This window comes from Microcystis sp. M144S2, assembly GCF_020246065.1.
Lineage (GTDB): Bacteria > Cyanobacteriota > Cyanobacteriia > Cyanobacteriales > Microcystaceae > Microcystis > Microcystis ichthyoblabe_A.
Genome location: NZ_JADBTR010000147.1, coordinates 1 through 19118, shown reverse-complemented (window position 1 = coordinate 19118; position 19118 = coordinate 1). Strand labels below are relative to the sequence as shown.

At 42.6% G+C, this 19118-nt stretch carries 18 protein-coding genes; 10 read left to right on the top strand and 8 right to left on the bottom strand.

Annotated features, from left to right (window positions below; translation table 11 throughout):
* The 4 genes from IM462_RS17115 to IM462_RS17100 all read right to left on the bottom strand — a co-directional run.
* Window positions 1–812, bottom strand: an 812-nt coding sequence (locus IM462_RS17115) for a calcium-binding protein (RefSeq protein WP_502866650.1), incomplete at its 3' end; no start/stop codon positions are given.
* Between the two features lie 154 nt (window positions 813–966).
* On the bottom strand, window positions 967–1464 hold the full coding sequence (locus IM462_RS17110; protein WP_287703463.1) for a PIN domain-containing protein: 498 nt from the start codon (window positions 1462–1464) through the stop codon (window positions 967–969).
* On the bottom strand, window positions 1461–1706 hold the full coding sequence (locus IM462_RS17105) for a UPF0175 family protein (RefSeq protein ID WP_002739258.1): 246 nt from the start codon (window positions 1704–1706) through the stop codon (window positions 1461–1463). The genes IM462_RS17110 and IM462_RS17105 overlap by 4 nt, the downstream gene beginning before the upstream one ends.
* Window positions 1707–1874: 168 nt before the next feature.
* Window positions 1875–2795 (bottom strand): DUF4351 domain-containing protein, encoded by a 921-nt coding sequence (locus IM462_RS17100; protein WP_287703465.1) that lies wholly within the window; start codon window positions 2793–2795, stop codon window positions 1875–1877.
* 424 nt (window positions 2796–3219) lie between these two features.
* Between IM462_RS17100 and hoxE the strand changes: the two genes are divergently transcribed.
* From hoxE to IM462_RS17060, 8 genes are all read left to right on the top strand, one after another.
* Entirely contained in the window at window positions 3220–3729 is a 510-nt protein-coding gene (hoxE, locus tag IM462_RS17095) for a bidirectional hydrogenase complex protein HoxE (RefSeq protein WP_002783672.1), read from the top strand.
* A gap of 28 nt (window positions 3730–3757) precedes the next feature.
* Window positions 3758–5365, top strand: coding sequence for an NADH-quinone oxidoreductase subunit NuoF (gene nuoF / locus IM462_RS17090; protein WP_287703467.1), 1608 nt, complete (start codon window positions 3758–3760; stop codon window positions 5363–5365).
* A gap of 122 nt (window positions 5366–5487) precedes the next feature.
* A complete protein-coding gene (locus tag IM462_RS17085; protein ID WP_287703469.1) occupies window positions 5488–5970 on the top strand; it encodes a Tic20 family protein in 483 nt (160 codons plus the stop codon).
* 73 nt (window positions 5971–6043) lie between these two features.
* Window positions 6044–7417: a gluconeogenesis factor YvcK family protein gene (locus IM462_RS17080; RefSeq protein WP_287703471.1), complete on the top strand. Its 1374-nt coding sequence runs from the start codon at window positions 6044–6046 to the stop codon at window positions 7415–7417.
* 173 nt (window positions 7418–7590) lie between these two features.
* Window positions 7591–7899 carry a photosystem II assembly protein Psb34 gene (gene psb34 / locus IM462_RS17075; protein WP_002734380.1) on the top strand — a complete coding sequence of 103 codons (309 nt, stop codon included), beginning with the start codon at window positions 7591–7593 and terminating at the stop codon, window positions 7897–7899.
* A 252-nt stretch (window positions 7900–8151) separates the two neighbouring features.
* Window positions 8152–8376 (top strand): DUF3134 family protein, encoded by a 225-nt coding sequence (locus IM462_RS17070; RefSeq protein ID WP_287703473.1) that lies wholly within the window; start codon window positions 8152–8154, stop codon window positions 8374–8376.
* A gap of 168 nt (window positions 8377–8544) precedes the next feature.
* Window positions 8545–9705 carry an N-acetyltransferase DgcN family protein gene (locus IM462_RS17065; RefSeq protein ID WP_353737367.1) on the top strand — a complete coding sequence of 387 codons (1161 nt, stop codon included), beginning with the start codon at window positions 8545–8547 and terminating at the stop codon, window positions 9703–9705.
* 4 nt (window positions 9706–9709) lie between these two features.
* A complete protein-coding gene (locus tag IM462_RS17060) occupies window positions 9710–10795 on the top strand; it encodes an alanine/ornithine racemase family PLP-dependent enzyme (RefSeq protein ID WP_002803441.1) in 1086 nt (361 codons plus the stop codon).
* Window positions 10796–10989: 194 nt separating this feature from the next.
* Here IM462_RS17060 and IM462_RS17055 read toward each other — a convergent pair whose 3' ends face one another.
* The 3 genes from IM462_RS17055 to IM462_RS17045 form a co-directional block, all read right to left on the bottom strand.
* Window positions 10990–11727, bottom strand: a complete 738-nt coding sequence (locus tag IM462_RS17055; protein WP_287703477.1) for an ABC transporter ATP-binding protein — start codon at window positions 11725–11727, stop codon at window positions 10990–10992.
* Window positions 11728–11849: 122 nt separating this feature from the next.
* Window positions 11850–12074, bottom strand: coding sequence for a ferredoxin family protein (locus IM462_RS17050; RefSeq protein WP_016516721.1), 225 nt, complete (start codon window positions 12072–12074; stop codon window positions 11850–11852).
* Between the two features lie 95 nt (window positions 12075–12169).
* Window positions 12170–13855 carry a glycosyltransferase gene (locus tag IM462_RS17045; protein ID WP_287703479.1) on the bottom strand — a complete coding sequence of 562 codons (1686 nt, stop codon included), beginning with the start codon at window positions 13853–13855 and terminating at the stop codon, window positions 12170–12172.
* A 196-nt stretch (window positions 13856–14051) separates the two neighbouring features.
* Between IM462_RS17045 and tyrS the strand changes: the two genes are divergently transcribed.
* Complete coding sequence (gene tyrS, locus IM462_RS17040) at window positions 14052–15269, top strand: tyrosine--tRNA ligase (protein WP_287703481.1); 1218 nt, start codon at window positions 14052–14054, stop codon at window positions 15267–15269.
* A gap of 17 nt (window positions 15270–15286) precedes the next feature.
* Here tyrS and IM462_RS17035 read toward each other — a convergent pair whose 3' ends face one another.
* The gene (locus tag IM462_RS17035; RefSeq protein WP_002732972.1) at window positions 15287–15523 is read right to left on the bottom strand and encodes a ferredoxin-thioredoxin reductase variable chain; all 237 of its coding nucleotides are present in this window, start codon (window positions 15521–15523) and stop codon (window positions 15287–15289) included.
* A 230-nt stretch (window positions 15524–15753) separates the two neighbouring features.
* On the opposite strand from IM462_RS17035, the gene carB reads away from it, so the two are divergent.
* Window positions 15754–18999 (top strand): carbamoyl-phosphate synthase large subunit, encoded by a 3246-nt coding sequence (gene carB, locus IM462_RS17030; RefSeq protein WP_287703483.1) that lies wholly within the window; start codon window positions 15754–15756, stop codon window positions 18997–18999.
* The last annotated feature ends 119 nt before the right edge of the window (window positions 19000–19118 follow it).

Below are 19118 nucleotides of genomic sequence, written 5' to 3'. Positions count from 1 at the left end.
CTACCATAGTTTAATAACAGGGTGTCAATACCTGAACTACCGTTAATAGTATCGTTCCCGTCTCCGGGATCGAGATAATCATCTCCTGAACCCCCGTCTAAGCTATCATTACCATTACCCCCATAAATTCCACCGTCAAAGCTTCCAGTCCAACCTTGCTCATTTCCTGCTCCTCCCAACAACACATCATCGCCATCTCCACCTTCTAGGAGATCCTGTCCATCGTTACCATTTAAAGTATCATTTCCATCTAACCCGTAGAGACGATCATTTCCTGATGTACCCGTAATATTATCATTCCCTGGCGTTCCTGTAAAATCTGCCTGTTCTACTTGAATACTTTCCCCATTTACTATTATTGTTGTCTGGTCATTCTCTGCTCGTAAAGCGTCTAAGGTTGCCACATCCAGACTATTTCCCCGCACCAACTCCGCAAAAATTGCCCCCTCATCTCCGGCGCTATCCACCGGATTAATTTGAGCATCTACATAATGCCCAATTTCTTCTAAAATTACATGAATTATCGCTGCTGACGATGCCGTATTCAAAAAAGATGCTGATAGATAAATCTTATTGGTACTGCTGGAATATGCACCATTCGCCGTCCCCAAAACCTCATCACTAAGTACCTCAATTGGGGGAATTTGACTAAAATTTCGGCTTTTCCACTGTTGTCGTAATTGCGTCGCTTTAACCACATCATAACTTGTGCCAAAAGCGATAGCCAAATTCGCCCAAAAACCATCAGATTGAGCAAAATTGAACAAAACATCGTCAACAACAGGAAGAATCGGCAACAGTGAAGAAGTCATGACGTTAACTGCAAAAGTTTATTGCTAACAGTTTTAGCCCAACAATCCCCAATTTTTCAAGACCTCTTTAACAGAAATTAACATTGATCGGGAAAACTGTATTTCTAAATCATCAGTTTTTCTGAATATTGTCTCTCAATTCCCCCCTCACAACTTAATCTAATTCATTTGCAGTTTGCAAAACCTCCTCATAAAGTTGATGACTAATGCGAAAGTTTGCTTGGCTAATTAGAGACTCCATTATCGGTTTAACCTTAGAAACTAATCCTCTATTTTTAGCAATTAAAAGAACTCCTAGAACCCCCGTAATTGACAGTCCCAAACGCACAGCCTCCCTCCGTCCGAGACGTTCATCAATTAACAATTCATCTGCTTTTAATTCTAAGGCAAGAGCGATTGCTTCTGCTTCGCCAATATCTAAATTATATTCATTCCTCAAACAAGCCACAAGTTCCAAATTAGCGGCTTGTTTAACCTGTATCCAGTTCAGAGAAATTATCGCTTTAATGCGGATATCTTCCTCAGTTAAATTGGCTAATTCATTGGCAACTGCTTGGGGAATAACAACATTAGTATAAATATCTTTTAAGATTGACAGATAACCAACAAGAGCAAGACTGCTGAGAGGAGAAGTATCGCTAATAATAATCATAGCCAACCTTTCTCTTTTAAATGCTTAATATCTTGCTGAAACTCAGCAACATCATAGTGAATACAAATTCCTCGTTCAGAAAGCATCCGTTGAAACTTTATTTGATTAATACCTAATAACTCACTTGCTTTTCCTAAGCTAATCTTATCTTGTTGGAATAACATAACAACAATTTCCTTCAACAGTTCATCCTCTGATAAACCACTTGCTTTAATCACTTCTTGGGAAATAACTAGAGTCATATTTTCTCCGTATTTTGATAAGAATTATACAAATGCTATCCTATGTTTTGCGGTCTGTCAATTCCCTTTGGCAGACCTCACTTCTAACTATTAACTGTTAACTGAAATTCTCTCTCCGAAGCAATCTTACCCCTTGTCATGGCGAAGATGCGATCGCTAACGTCAAACCTAGGCAGTTAAAGTATTTAACCAATTGATTAAATCTTCAACCGTAGAGAAATCGAATAAAGCTTCTCCTAATACTTCAACATCATCAATACTTAACTGCATGATTTTAGTTTCCAATGAAGTATTAATCTCCCCTAACTTGCGTTTAAGTTGACGAAGAATCAATGTCTTTTCCCGTTCGATACCTTGTTCAATACCTTGACGCATCCAACTGGTGGTAATTTGCATAACTCCCTCCTGTACGGGTTGACTAAATGTGCTAATCTCTTCTTGAAATTGTATCTCTTCGGCAGGATTTAGATTGAGATATGTATCAATAAATCCGGAAATTAATTGCATTCTCGCTGAATCTAACCTTAAAGTAATTAACAAGCGCAGACATTCGGCCTTAACTTTTGCTCGCTCTTTCTCGGCAATGTTCATCTTAGCCATCAAAGCCGAAGCAACCGGATTCGGTTGATTGAGAAAATCTCGCCAATTTAACCGATTTAATTGCACGACTTGATAGTTAAATTCTAAGACCTTAAAATCGGGAAAATCGACCACATATTGACTAATCGCTGCTCTTTTTGGCTTTGAATAAGAAAAAATTACAATCGGATAAATCGGTAAGACAAATTTCTCATGAAAGCGAGCAAAATAAGTAAACATTCGCCGATTAAACCACTGGCGGGAACTTTCCTGCGCCTCCAGATGAATCAGAAAGAAAGATTCTTTTCCGCGAAACTTAACTTGTGCGACTAAATCGCTTTCATACCTTTCTCCTTCCGTGACATCGGTAAATACTTCTTTGTCTAAAAAAGTAATCGAGTCCCTATCTAAATAATCCATTACTTGAGGAAAAAATAACTCGATAAATTCGAGAAAAAAGGTGGAGATTAACTCCTTAAATAAGCGATCATGGTCAATATTATTAGTCATGTAATGTCATCTTAACTAATCTGAGCGATGAATGACTACTCTTCTACATTATATTCTGAAAAGTCGCCTTTGGCAACATATTGTTATGACCTTACCCCTTTAACCTAGGAAAAAAGGGGGATGCTTTCAGAAAACGGGTTTCTCGAAGAAACCCGTTTTCTAAATATATGAGATTGCTTCAGGGTGTTATAGTGTTGAGACAAGTGCAGCTTTTTACCCCATCTCCCCATCTCCTAATCCCTGACTGATAACTGATAACTGGTCACTGATAACTGAATATCCCCCAATAACTAAAGGAAAGATAAAGTTATCGATCGCCCTCCGGAGCCAGTGTCAGAATAAAAGCAGGGAGATGACCAAGGAAAACCGACAACTCTCCATCTTTTTCCCGTCATCGCCCCTAAAATTTATTTGGTTCAGATTTATGCAAACTGCCAATCCTCGTCAAACGGAGAAAAAAGAGCATCCCAGTGGCGATAAACGCTTCAAAGTCCTCGACATCACCATGAAGCGGGCAGGATATAATCAATCAGCCCTGATTGAAGTCCTGCACAAGGCCCAAGAAGCTTTCGGATTCCTAGAAGAAGATGTTCTCCTCTACGTTGCCCGGGCGCTAAAACTGCCCCTCAGTCGCGTCTATGGGGTAGCAACCTTCTATCATCTCTTTTCCCTGAAACCGGCGGGAAAACACACCTGTATCGTCTGTATGGGGACTGCTTGTTATGTCAAAGGCAGCGGCAAAATCCTCGAAGACATCGAAAACAGCTTTGATGTCAAAGTGGGAGAAACCACCGCCGATGGAGAAATTTCCCTAGTGTCGGCCCGTTGTATCGGGGCCTGTGGGATTGCGCCGGCCGTGGTCTTCGATGGAGTCGTGGCCCCGAAACAAGATTCGGAAACTGTCTTAGCGAAACTAAAGAGTTTCTCCCAGTAATTTTTCACTCTAGTGGATTGAGAAGAATATGGACTTACAAGAATTATTGGCAGTGGCCGAGAAGGAAAAAACTAGACAAAAAAGCATCCGGGTGCATTGTTGCACTTCCACCGGTTGCCAAGCTGCTAACTCCCTCCAAATCGAAAAAAACCTCGCCACCGCCGTCAAAGAGGCACACCTAGAGGATACAGTCGAAGTGGTGGGGGTCGGTTGTATGGGTTTTTGTGGTCGCGGTCCGTTGGTGGAAGTGGATCCCCAGGATCTCCTATACGAAGAAGTCACCCCGGAAAGTGCGGCCAGCATTATTGCGGCCTTAAACGGCGGCAAAACCGAGGTGCAATTAGGGGACTCAAAACATCCCTTTTTCTCCCATCAAGTCAAAATTGTCCGGGAAAATAGCGGTAAAATCGATCCCGATCGCATTGAGGAATATATCGCCGTCGGGGGTTATCAATCTCTCTACAAGGCCCTCTACGAGATGACTCCGGCCCAGGTGGTGGAGGAAATCACCCAAAGCGGTTTGCGCGGCCGGGGCGGTGCCGGTTATCCCACTGGTTTAAAATGGGCGACGGTGGCTAAACAACCGGGTAAACAAAAATACGTTATCTGTAATGCTGATGAAGGCGACCCCGGGGCGTTTATGGACCGTAGTGTCTTGGAAAGTGACCCCCATTTAGTCCTGGAAGGAATGGCGATCGCTGCCTATGCTGTGGGGGCGGATCATGGTTATATCTATGTTAGAGCCGAATACCCTCTGGCGATTGATCGTCTGCAAAAAGCGATTAATCAGGCCAAAAAATTTGGTTTAATGGGTTCCCAAGTATTCGAGTCCACTTTCGATTTTAAGGTGGATATCCGCATCGGGGCGGGAGCTTTTGTCTGTGGAGAGGAAACCGCTCTCATCCATTCCATCGAAGGCGGCCGCGGCACTCCCCGCACCCGTCCCCCCTATCCGGCCCAATCGGGCCTCGATGGTTGTCCCACCCTGATTAATAACGTGGAGTCCTACGCTAATATCGCCGCTATTATCCGCGAGGGAGCCGCTTGGTACGCCAATATCGGTACTGCCAGCAGTAAAGGCACAAAAATCTTCGCTTTAACGGGAAAAATCCGCAATAATGGGCTGATTGAAGTGCCGATGGGCATTACTCTCCGGGAAATTGTCGAGGAGATGGGGGGTGGTATTCCCGATGGTCAAGTGAAAGCGGTACAAACCGGCGGCCCCTCTGGGGGTTGTATTCCCGCTAATTTACTCGATACTCCCGTGGATTACGAATCCTTAGCCAAACTCGGTTCGATGATGGGATCCGGGGGGATGGTGGTTATGGATGATACCACCAGTATGGTGGAAGTGGCGAAATTCTATATGGAATTCTGTCGCGAGGAGTCCTGTGGTAAATGTATCCCCTGTCGCACGGGAACAGTACAAATGTTTGAATTATTGGCCAAAATTATCGCTCGAAAGGCCGATATTCACGACCTCGAAAACCTAGAACATCTCTGTCAAATGGTCAAAGAAACCAGTCTTTGTGGTCTTGGCCAAAGCGCCCCCAATCCGATTTTAAGTACCCTAAAGTATTTTAAGGAGGAATATCTGGCTCTGTTACAGGAAAGCAAGCACCCCGTCTCTGTTTGAGAATAACTCGATCGAGGCCTAACAATGTTCGGCCTCGATCAATTTCTTCGGTTATGGGAAGTCTGGTGGGCTGCCGGGTTATCTTGGAGAGAGTTAGCAGTAGTCTCAGGAGACAATAGATTATGACTTGGCGCGGCTCAACCGATACAAAAGATCGCATTTTTGCAGCTTTAGTATATCTTTTACCCTTATATTCGGCTTTTGCCTTCGGGATCTTTATCTTTCAGCAAATCCCTTTTTTAAAAGAGGCCTTAGAAATAGTTTTAACTCCCTTAGCTTTTCTCTATAGTTCTCTGGGAAGCTTTGGCAGTTTAATTATCTTTTTCGTCCTCTTTTTGGCTGTGGTACGCAATCCCCGCATCAGTCATTTTATCCGGTTTAACACCATGCAGGCGATTTTAATCGATATTTTGGTGTATTTATTGGGATTGGTCTTAGGTTTCGTCGCTAGGGGTGGGGCGAATTTAGTGGTAGAAACTCTTTTTAACGTCGTCTTTTTGGGAGCATTTGCCGCCTGTGTTTACAGCATTATACAGTCGGTTATCGGCAAATACGCCGAGATTCCCACAATTTCCGAGGCGGCCTATTCCCAAGTGGGAGGTTAGGTTAACTTGAGTTTGTCCCGTTTTTCGGCTACAGTCTCTCCAGAATCAATGCGTTCGCTGCCAGGCCACATCTATGAGTCCATTTAAACAGACGCTACGGGAACTCAACGCTCAGAAGGGGAAAATAGCCGCTTCTGTGGGCAGAAAAACGCCTAAACGGGTTAATCGTTGGTTTAAATGGCTTTCTCCCGGTCTTTTTGTCAAACGCTGGCTTTTAATCAGTTTAACCGGTGTTTTTCTCACCTCCTTCGGTTTGGCTATTTGGGTAAAATTAACCCCAGTTAATCGCTTTTTAGAGTTTGTTTCCCAAGCATTAGAAACGATCGCCCGTTTAGTCCCTAATTCTGTTTCTGGGCCGCTGGCGGTTTTGCTGGGTGTCTTTTTGTTATTCTGGGGTCAGAGTCGCACCGTCGAAACGATTACAGAAGCACTACAACCGGACGCATCGGAGGAATTAGTTGATCTCCTACGCACCCATCGTCGTCTTCATCGCGGCCCGAAAATTGTAGCAATTGGTGGCGGTACGGGTTTATCGACGCTTTTACGCGGTTTAAAACAGTATAGTTCTAATATCACCGCTATTGTCACTGTAGCTGATGATGGCGGTTCTTCGGGCCGATTACGTCGGGAAATGGGCATTTTACCCCCGGGGGATATTCGCAATTGTATCGCCGCTTTAGCCGATGAGGAAAAGTTATTAACGGAATTGTTTCAATATCGCTTTCATGCCGGAGATGGTTTATCAGGCCACAGTTTTGGTAATTTATTTATCAGCGCTATGACCGAGATTACTGGGGATCTGGAACAGGCGATCGATGCTAGTGCCAAAGTTTTGGCCATTCGCGGTAAAGTGCTACCTGCTACCCTTACCGATGTTAGTCTCTGGGCTAAGTTAGCCGATGGGCGCATTATTGAGGGAGAATCGAAGATAACCGAAGCTATGGGGCAAATTCGTCAGATTGGCTGTCATCCTGCCGATCCCGTCGCTTTACCGGCTGCTTTAGCGGCGATCAAGGAGGCAGATTATATTATCATCGGGCCGGGTAGTCTTTATACCAGTATTATCCCTAATTTGTTGGTTCCCGCAATTCGTCAGGCCCTAGCACAGGTGACAGTCCCCCGTGTCTATGTTTGTAATATTATGACCCAGCCGGGGGAAACGGATAATTATTCGGTGGCTGATCATATTCGGGCGATCGAAAAAGTCTGCGAGGAACGCATCTTTGATGCGGTTTTGGCCCAAAGAACTGCACCATCGCCCCAATCTCTACAATTATACGCCCAAGAGCATAGTCATCCTGTGTTTTTAGATCGCGAGGAGGTGGGAAAAATGGGTTATCGGATTGTTTTAGCGAATGTAATGGCAGAAGATGAAGTTACTGCCAAAGTTAGTCATGATCCCCAACGTTTAGCGCGAGTTTTATGGCGCTGGTATGCTAAAAAGTGAATAGCGAGTTGACTAAATGTTTTTATCTAGCTTTGTCAAGTTATAAAATCATATTTTTGGCTTTAATTTGCCGACATTAGCCAAATTTGCTGATTAAAGCCCTAGGAAAAAATTAGCCGAAAAACCATTTCGCCTTATTCTGTGTTATACTCAGGTTTTGAAGAGAGATGATCATGCACTACTCTACTAAATCTAATCAAGAGACAGGTGCGACAGTCTATTCCCCAAGCGATGGAAGTGAATTAATTCCTGCTGAGGTTAAACTAGATATAAACGGGCAAAACTATCAATCACTTAATATACCTCTCCCAGAGGGCTATACAGTAGATGATGAAGGAATCATCAATAACTATGGTAGCGAACCCAAGATTTATCTATCAAAATCCCCATCTTTAGAACAGCAAAAATGGTATATTTTGCAAGGAGTAGGGGCGGTTTTGTTGGTTGCTTTGGTGTTATTAATCACCTTTTCCGTTAGCTAGATAAAAACCGTAGGATTGACATTTAAGTTGAGCGAGACAGGAAAACTTTAATTTACACCATAGAGTCTGCATCCCAAGTATCGGGAGCATATATTGGAACCGACTCTATCTATCTGTCCAAATAGTAAATCTGACAGCTGAACTTTTTTACTTTGCTAAACTTGACAATTTTTTTCAGTTTTTTGTGGGTTGCTTCGTGATCAACAATAGAACAACCAATAGAGATAACTTCTCAAAGGAAATTCAACAGGTATGAAATTTAATCCTTCTCTTAGTCAAGAACCTCGCTATCAGGCAATTCCTGTTATGCAGATAACTTCCAAAGAAACCCTTCTCCATTGGTTAGAACGGACAGGAAGATTAAAATTACGTCAACCTGATGCTCATCCCGATTTGCAAATTTTAGAAGAACTAGACGATATTATCGATCCAGATAATTATGCTATAGAAGAAGAAGAAGAAGAAGAAGAAGAATAAATAGTCTTAAGTAGGTGGGTGGAATTAAATATAAGATGAACGTAGGTTGGGCTTCGGCCGTGAGCTCAGCCGAACGGTTGAAGCATGAAAACCAACGCCCGCTCATGTTACGCTACCGCTAAACCATCCTACAAATAATTGTGCCTCCCTACTTACTGGGAGTTAGGAGTGAAATTTCAATTATCTAATATTCAGGAGATTAAGAAAGTGGTATCAACGAAAAAAACGGCTTTAATTTACTGTGAAAATCAGTTTGGACGTGTGGACGGAAAAACGGCAGCTGGCTTGATCCGACAATCAGAAATATATACAATTGTTGGTGTGCTGGATAGTTCCTTAACAGGAAAAGATGCGGGAGAAGCATTAGGAGACAAAAAAAATCATATTCCCATTTTTGCCAATTTACAAACAGCCTTAGAAAAACTTAGAGATGTTCCCAATTGTTATATCTACGGCAAAGCACCCTTAGAAGCGTTTATTCCCCCCCTAGAAAGGCTGCTAATTTTAGAAGCAATGGCACAAGGAATGGATATTATTAATGGTTTGCATCAATTCTTCTCCGAAGATTTAGAATTTAGGGAGCAAGCTAGTCAGTATGGTGTGCAAATTACAGACATTCGCAAACCACCACAATTAGCTGATCTTCATGTATTTACCGGGCAAATTTCCCAAGTAAATATCCCCGTTATTGCCTTTTTAGGAACCGATTGTGCTTGCGGAAAAATGACCACTGCGGTAGCAGTTAATCAAACTCTCCAAGGCTTGGGTATTAAGTCTGTCTTAGTCGCTACTGGACAAACTAGCTTGATGCAGGGAGCAAGATATGGGGTTTCGATCGATGCTTTGGTTTCTCAATTTGTCATCGGTGAAATTGAAAATGCTGTGGTTCAAGCTTTTGAGCAAGAAAAACCCGATATTATTTTAGTGGAAGGACAAAGTTCTCTGAGTCATCCTGCTTTTATGAGTTCCGTGGGAATTTTGAAAGGAAGTAGGCCTGATGGGATTATTTTACAACATCCCCCAGCCCGAAAATTTCGCTGTGATTTTCCTCATTTAGCCATGCCAAAATTACAGGAAGAAATTTCACTAATTGAGGCAATTTCTCCCACTAAAGTTATCGCTATTGCGATTAATCACGAAAATCTCACCGCAGCAGCCACTGAGCGTATTATTGCCAAATATGAGCGAGATTTTCAGTTACCGACTACTGATGTTTTGTTACACGGATGTGAGAAATTAGTCCAAGCTTTATGCGATCGCTTTCCGAAATTAAACCGGAAAATCAAAGGGGAAATTTTAGCTGCAATTCCCGCAATTGGGAGCAAATAGGCTGATGAAAGACCTTTTACCCAGAATCGAGATTTCTCTCCCGAAAATACGCCATAATGCTCGTTTACTCTGCCAATTATACGGCAGCAAGGGACTTTCTGTGATGGGAGTTTCCAAAGCGATTTTGGGTGATCCCTCGATCGCCTTGGCGATGATTCAAGGTGGAGTCAACTTTATCGCTGACTCTCGAATCGAAAATATTCTCAAAATGAAACAAGCAGGAATAGTGACAACTTTTGTTCTGTTGCGTACTGCCTTGAGTCAAGCAGAATCAGTGGTTAACATTGCAGATATCAGCTTAAATACCGAATTAGCAACAATTCAGGAACTTTCCTATTATGCTCAAGAAAAGCAAAAAATACACCGCATTATTATCATGACGGAGTTAGGGGATTTACGCGAAGGTGTACTGCCGAAAGATCTCGTCAAGTTCATCAAAAAGACCCTCGCTTTTCCCTTTATCAAAATTGTTGGACTGGGTTGTAATTTGGCTTGTTATGGAGGTATTAAACCTGATAGCCATAATATGAGCAAATTATCTGTGTTAACAGATACAATTGAGCAGGAATTTTTAATAAAATTACCGATTATTTCAGGAGGCAATTCTGCTAACTATCAATGGTATCAAAAAAGTAGCGAAGTTGGTCGGATTAATAATCTGCGTTTAGGAGAATCAATTTTATTAGGTTGTGAAACAGTTAATCGACAAGTGATACCTGGCTTATATACCGATGCTTTTCGGTTAATTGCTGAAGTAATCGAATCTAAAGATAAACCATCTCTACCCTCTGGAGAAATTGGTCGAGATGCTTTTGGTAATGTTCCCAGCTTTATCGATCAAGGCATTCACCGTCGAGTTATTATTGCATTAGGAAGACAGGATGTTCTTATCTCTGGATTACAAACAAGTCAGGAGATAAAAATATTAGGTTCCAGTAGCGATCATCTAGTTCTTGATAGTCATAACAAGAGGTTAAAAGTAGGAAGCGAAGTCAGTTTTAATCTTGATTACGGAGGACTTTTAACAGCCATGACTTCTCCTTTTATTACTAAAAGTTATGCTCTCAATGCAGTAGCACAACTGTCTTGATCGATTAATAAATATCCACAGATATATTTAGGGTTTGCTGAAAAACTTTTTCAGCAAACCCTATGTACCTCATGTTTTTGGGGGTTATTGTCACTAGAATAGGCAACAAAAGCTTCCCGCAAGAAGCTTGGAACTGATGCAGATGGATAAATTCCTGGAAGAAATCAAAATCCCCCTCAATCCTTAACAAATTCCTAATCATCTCGTTTGGCCCCATGATCAGCCGCCCCGAGGTATAATTCCCCTACTTTCGGGTTATTGAGTAAATCTTGACCCGATCCCTGAAAACGATCTTGACCACTTTCTAAAACATAACCTCGATCGGACATCATTAGGGCTTTTTTGGCATTCTGTTCCACTAAAATAATTGCAGTTCCCGTCTGATTAATCGCTTTTATCTGTTCAAAAACGCTGGTTACTAAGATAGGAGATAAAGCTGCCGAAGGTTCATCGAGAATTAATAAATCTGGTTGCAACATCAGCGCTCGTCCCATGGCTAACATCTGTCTTTCTCCTCCGGATAAAGTGCCAGCTTTCTGACGACGGCGCTCGAGCAAACGGGGAAACATGGCATAAATGCGCTCTTTTAAAGATTTTATATTTCCTTTGCTCGTAAAAGCTCCCATTTCGAGATTTTCCTCGATGCTCAGGGATGGAAAAACATTAGCGATTTGGGGAACATAACCCATTCCGAGCGTAACGATTTGATTAGATTTCCAACCGACGATATTTTGTCCCTTAAAAGTGATAGTTCCAGCACTGGGTTTTAATAAACCAAAAATCGTCTTAGCGAGGGTAGATTTTCCCGCACCATTGGGACCGATGACCGTGACTAATTCCCTCGGTGCAATGCGAAAGTTAACCCCTTGCAATATGTATAAATCCTGCACATAACCGGCATAAACTTGTTCAACTTCTAAAAGATAATCCATGGTAAGGTAAAAAGGAGATAGGAGAGAGTAATATGAATTATGAATGGGGAAGTGGGAAGCATTTTCAGTAAACAGTAAACTGAAAACTTACATCTGATAACTGATAACTGATAACTGATAAATTAGGGAGTTTTTTGTAAATCGGGACGTTCTTCTGGCAGAATTGCACCTTCGACGGGACATACTTGTAAACAGATACCACAGTCGATACAAGTGGCAAAATCAATCCAATACCAATCGGTTCCTTTAACATTTTTACCCGGTCCTGGATGGATACAAGCAACAGGACAAGCGGAAACGCAATCAGCAACCCCTTCACAAATTCCAGTGACGATCGAATGTGGCACAGTGTTTTCTCCTCTAATTCTTAACATTACTTTACCACTTTTCGGCACTGCTGTGCCAGGATCGGATCGTTGTTAGGAAACTTGGCCTTAATTTTCTAAAATATTGGGAGTTTTTTCTTGATCTTAGCAAGAAGTAAAATAGAAGTTTTTGCTAGGGTTTTTACTATTCCCTTACGAGAGGACAAATAGTTGATTTCTTCCCGTAATTCCTGATTATTTTTCTGGAGATAATTATGATGATTTTCTAATTCTTTTAAGGATATTTCCATCCCTTGCATAGTACGATAATCTTGCTGTTGTTTCAGATACATTATCTGTTGTGCTTCCTGTAACTTTCTTAACTCTAACCAGACTTGATTCTGACTTGATTCCTTACTTTCCCTGAGCGCATACTGGAAAAAATTAGTGATTTCTTCAGCGATTTTTTGATTAACTTCAAAAAGCTCGATAATATTAATCTTTTCGGGGGTAATTTTGGGGTATAACTTTCTTAAATCTTGGGCAATATCAGAGGAAAAAGCGATGATTCTAGAAGCGGATAAAATTGCATAGTGTTTTTCTAAATCTACTGGTAAATTACCATTTTCTTCTGGGGATTCAGAAGCAAGCAAAAGTAGAGAAGGAGTGGTTAAGGGACTGGTATAAAAAGTGGAAATAAATAAATTAGCCTGTAGGCGATCGCAAATAGCTTGGATTTTTCTGGCATCCTTTCCCGTACAATTATAATCGTAGGATTCCGCAGGCCAATATTTAAATTCTTCCCATCTTGGTGCGCTGTTATTTCTATCTAAAATAACAATCTGTTGACTCAATTCTAATTGACTCCAATGCTCTAGAATTGAAGACCAAACCCTGGCTAATTTTCCTTGATTGATTTGAAAAATCACGCCATCAATAACAATAATAGGGCATCTTTTCTGGGAGATAGCTTGAATTATTTGTAATTTTTCTCGCTCCTCTTCCTGTAAAATTATGCCTAAATCTTCCATCTTAACTGGATTGGATTTAATTTCTAGATCCTTAATGTCTGGGTGGGGAATTTTATAGATTTTACACACTTGATAATGTTCCTCTAATGCTTGACCATTACTGCCATGTTCTAAGCCTTGGAGATTTAAATAATATAACCCTAAAATCTCAGGAATCAAAGCCATTTTTTCACCTTGACTGCCGATTCTTAACCAAAATTCATAATCACCAGCACAGTGAAAATTTTCCTGAAAATAACCATATTTATCGTGCAGCATTTTTCGCCACATTGGTTGAGAACCCACACAACAACCTTGACGCATCTGTTCATAGGAGTAATTTGGCCAATTCCAATGTTTTAAAGCTGGGGTGGTGGCAAAAGTATCATTTTTGAGGGTGGTAATTAATTGATCTGCATAAACTAAACTAATCTCTCTATTGTTATCTAGATAATTAGCCATAATTTCCAGAGCATTAAAACAGCGACGATCATCAGTATTCCCATTGGTGATATAGGAACCCCTAGCTAGTTTAATAGCACGATTCCAAGCTTGATAAAGGGTTTCTCGTTCTTGAGTTCTCTGGTAAATAATATTAGGATAATTTTCTTGAAACTCTTGGATAATCTCCCCTTCATTCTCCGGAGAAGCACTATCGATAATAATAATTTCTACTTCTCCCTTTTCATAAAGAGTTTGAGTAACCAAATCCTCTAGACAACCCCGGATAAACTCCGCTGATTTATAGGTAGAAACAATTACAGAAACTTTGATCCTCTGCAATAGTATGGAGTTGTTATAACTAGGATTCATCGGCTTATCTGATCGCAATTCAAGACAGGGAAATTTTTTGATAATTCGGGATAGTAAGATTTTAAGACTCTATATTTGATCGAGAGAATTGTCAAGATGTTATCGACTCTTATTGGGATACCAGTTTATTTATCTTTTGCTTGTTACTTGACATACTAAAAAACTATAATAGGAAGGCTGTGGAAAATGTGCAACAATGACCGTATCTTCCTCCCTAGACTGGCTAACCCGTGGAACCAGTGATTTATTCCCCCATCAACCCAACTCCCAAGATCCTAGGGAAAATTTAACCCAACTACTGCAAACCACCGATCGCCCTTTAAGAATTAAACTAGGTATTGACCCCACCGGCAGCGATATTCACCTAGGTCATAGTATTCCTTTTCGGAAACTGCGGGCCTTCCAGGATGCTGGTCATATAGCAGTGGTAATTATTGGCGATTTTACCGCTAGAATCGGCGATCCGACGGGAAAATCGGAAGTTAGAAAACAATTGACGAGCGAAGAAGTGAGAGCCAATGCCGAGAATTATCTGGCACAATTGCGCCCAATTTTAGATTTTAACACCCCTAATCGCCTAGAAATTCGCTATAACTCGGAATGGTTGGGGAAATTAGACCTCTCGCAAATTCTCGAACTTCTCTCTACCATGACCGTCGGGCAAATGTTGGCAAAAGAAGGCTTTTCCGAACGCTACGACAAGGAAAACCCGATTTTTCTCCATGAATTTCTCTATCCCTTAATGCAGGGTTATGATTCCGTAGCTGTCGAGGCCGATGTCGAATTGGGAGGAACCGATCAAAAATTTAATATTGCCGTCGGTCGCGATTTACAGAAATATTTCGGCAAAAAACCGCAATTCGGGCTACTTTTACCGATTTTAATCGGAACCGATGGCAGTCAAAAAATGTCCAAATCCCTGAATAATTATGTGGGATTGCGGGAATCGGCCCTGTCCATGTACTCGAAACTGGAAAAAACCCCCGACGCTTTGTTAAAAGATTATTACGAACTATTGACAAACTTGCCCTTAGATGATATGCCAAGCAATCCGCGAGAGGCACAAAAACAACTGGCGATCGAGGTAGTTGCCCAGTTTCACGGGACAGAGGAGGCATTAAAGGCACAAAAAACGGCGCAGGAGATAGTTCTACAGGGAAATACGGCAGCTGCGGCCTCTGTACCCGAATTTTCCCTCACATCGGTCACTTTTCCCCTGAAATTATTCTATCTTCTTGCGGCCACCGGCTTATGTAAAAGTAGCGGCGAAGGGAGAAGACAGATTCAGGGGGGCGCAGTCAGGATCGATAGCGAGAAAATCACCGATGTGGACAAAAGTTTTGAGACAGCCGAAGCTTTAGCCGGAAAAGTCCTACAGGTGGGCAAAAATAAATTTATTCGCTTCGTAGCTTAGAATAAGCGAAAAAGTCCCTATTCGGCGGCTTTTTCCACGATTTCTAACTCAAAATCTCGAAAATGGGCTTTAAACTTTTTACTGAACTCGACGAGGACAGGTAGATTGGCGCTAACCGGTCTGCCACGCCATTCGGTGACAAAAGCTTTCACCCCTCCCTCTAATCCTTTCACGTCAAAAGGATCCGATTTGTGTTCAGGATGATGATAAACTACCACGGACTCAATTACACGAACTCGATCGCCAACTTTCATAAACTCTCTAGCGAAGACAAACGCCTATTGTATCTTTGAAAACAATCTTATCATTGTACGCGATATCAGTGATCAGTAAACAGTGATCAATTATCAGGGAAATGGGGAGAAAAAAGCTGCCTGCTGCCTGCTCAAGCAAACAAGGTCATTAAACCTAAATAAAGCTTTGCGGGATCGAGGGTGACAACATATACAATGATTGGGGTTTATCGTCAAGCAACCCTAAGCCTATGCCACGCCGTGATGACTTAAAGAAAATCCTAATCTTGGGCGCTGGCCCGATTGTCATCGGACAAGCCTGTGAATTCGACTATTCGGGAACTCAAGCCTGTAAAGCTCTGCGAGAAGAAGGTTATGAGGTAATTTTAGTCAATTCTAACCCCGCCTCGATCATGACCGATCCAGAAATGGCCGATCGCACCTACATTGAACCAATTCTGCCGGAAATTGTCGAGAAAATTATCGCCAAAGAACGCCCCGATGCGATTCTACCGACTATGGGTGGTCAAACTGCCCTCAATACTGCGGTAGCTTTGGCCAAAAGCGGCGTTTTAGAAAAATATAACGTGGAATTGATCGGGGCAAAACTTCCCGCTATTGAAAAAGCCGAAGATAGGGAACTATTCAAAAAAGCAATGGAGAAAATCGGTGTTCCCGTTTGTCCTTCGGGGATTGCCAACAATTTAGAGGAGGCAAAAGCGATCGGTCATCAGATCGGTTCCTATCCTCTCATTATCCGGCCGGCCTTCACTTTAGGCGGAACGGGGGGCGGTATTGCCTATAACCAAGAAGAATTTGAACCGATGGCCCAGTATGGTCTAGATTGTTCGCCTACATCGCAAATTCTCGTCGAAAAATCTCTAATTGGCTGGAAAGAATACGAATTAGAGGTTATGCGCGATCTGGCCGATAACGTGGTGATCATCTGTTCGATCGAAAACTTTGACCCGATGGGGGTCCATACCGGCGACTCGATTACGGTTGCGCCCGCCCAAACCCTAACCGATAAAGAATACCAACGCCTCCGGGACTATTCTAAGGCAATTATTCGGGAAATTGGCGTAGAAACCGGCGGATCGAACATCCAATTCTCCGTTAATCCCACTAACGGCGACGTAATCGTGATTGAGATGAATCCCCGGGTATCCCGTTCTTCGGCCCTAGCATCAAAAGCCACGGGATTCCCGATCGCTAAATTTGCCGCTAAACTAGCAGTAGGCTACACTTTAGACGAAATTCCCAACGATATCACCAAAAAAACCCCGGCTTCCTTTGAACCGACTATCGATTACGTCGTCACCAAAATTCCTCGCTTTGCCTTCGAGAAATTCCCCGGCTCCCAACCGATTCTAACTACCCAGATGAAATCCGTCGGGGAAGCTATGGCTATCGGTCGAACTTTCCAAGAATCCTTTCAAAAAGCACTTCGATCCCTAGAAACGGGGCGTTTTGGCTTTGGTTGCGATAAAGTCGAAACTCTCCCCCCCCTCTCGGAAGTCCGGGCTAGTTTGCGGACACCTAACCCCGAACGAGTTTATAGTATCTATCATGCTTTTAAATTGGGCATGAATGGGGAGGAAATCCACGAACTAACCGGGATTGATCCCTGGTTCCTCGATAAATTGGCCGATTTGATGGAAACTGAGAAGTTCCTCAAACGAACTCCCCTGAAAAGTCTCGGCAAAGAGGATCTATTCGCCATTAAACAACAGGGTTTTAGCGATCGCCAAATCGCCTTCGCCACCAACACCAGCGAGGACGAAGTAAGAAGTTATCGCAAGAGTTTAGGTATTATTCCCGTTTATAAAATGGTGGACACCTGCGCAGCAGAATTTGAAGCCCTAACACCCTATTATTATTCCACCTACGAACGGGTAGAATCGGAAGTTTTACCCTCCGATAAACGCAAAGTGATGATCCTTGGTGGTGGTCCCAATCGCATCGGTCAGGGGATAGAATTTGACTACTGTTGTTGTCATGCCGCTTTTTCCCTCAGTAACGCCGGTTTTGAGACGATTATGGTCAACTCTAACCCGGAAACTGTCTCCACCGATTACGATACCAGCGATCGCCTTTACTTTGAACCCCTGACTAAAGAGGATGTCTTAAATATCATCGAAGCGGAACAACCAGAGGGTTTAATTATTCAATTCGGTGGGCAAACTCCCTTAAAACTGGCGGTTCCCCTGCAAAAATATTTAGAATCGCCTAATTGTCCCGTAAATACCAAAATTTGGGGAACTTCACCCGATTCGATCGATGCCGCCGAAGATCGGGAACGGTTTGAAAAAATCCTCCGAGAATTAGATATCCGACAACCCCCCAACGGTATTGCCCGCAATTTCCAAGAATCCCAAGCCGTGGCTAAACGCATCGGTTATCCTGTGGTAGTACGTCCGTCCTATGTTTTAGGCGGTCGGGCGATGGAAATCGTCTATTCCGATAGCGAATTGGAACGCTATATGAAGTATGCGGTACAGATAGAACCGGATCACCCGATTTTAATCGATAAATTCCTCGAAAATGCCATCGAAGTGGATGTGGATGCCCTCTCAGATGCCACGGGAACAGTAGTTATCGGGGGATTAATGGAACATATCGAACAAGCGGGCGTACATTCGGGCGATTCTGCCTGTTCTATCCCCCATACGTCCCTGAGCGCCTCGGTTTTAACCACAATTCGACAATGGACGGTGGAACTAGCGAAAGCTTTAAAAGTAATCGGTTTGATGAATATCCAGTATGCGGTACAGGGGGAGACAGTTTATATCTTAGAAGCGAATCCCCGCGCTAGTCGTACTGTTCCCTACGTTTCCAAAGCAACGGGAGTTCCTCTGGCAAAAGTTGCCTCCCTCGTCATGTCGGGCAAAACCCTGACGGAATTGGGTATCATCAGCGAAGCAATTCCCCGTCATATTGCCGTAAAAGAAGCGGTTTTACCCTTCCAGAAGTTCCCCGGTGCTGATACTCTCCTGGGACCAGAAATGCGTTCTACAGGGGAAGTAATGGGGATTGACAGCGATTTTGGCAAAGCTTTCGCTAAAGCGGAAATGGCCGCCGGCGTGATTTTAGCCACCAGTGGGACGGTTTTTGTCTCGATGAACAATCGCGATAAAACCCCCATGGTCCCCGTGGTTAAGGATCTGCAATCCCTCGGTTTTCGCGTCGTCGCCACTTCGGGAACTCGTGAAGTTTTGTTAGAAAACGGTTGCGAAAATATCGATTTAGTGCTAAAGATTCACGAAGGTCGTCCCCACGTTATCGATTGGATCAAAAATGACTGGATTCAGTTTATTGTCAATACTCCCAGTGGTGAAGAATCCCAAAATGATGGCCGACAAATTCGCCGCACTGCCCTCGATTATAAGTTACCAATTATCACCACTATCGCCGGGGCAAAAGCGACGGTGGCGGCCTTAAAATCCCTGCAATCCCAACCTTTAGAGGTGAAAGCTTTACAGGATTATCTCGCCTAATTTCAGTTATCAGTTATCAGTTATCAGTTATCAGTTATCAGTTATCAGTTATCAGTTATCAGTTATCAGTTATCAGTTATCAGTTATCAGTTATCAGTTATCAGTTATCAGTTATCAGT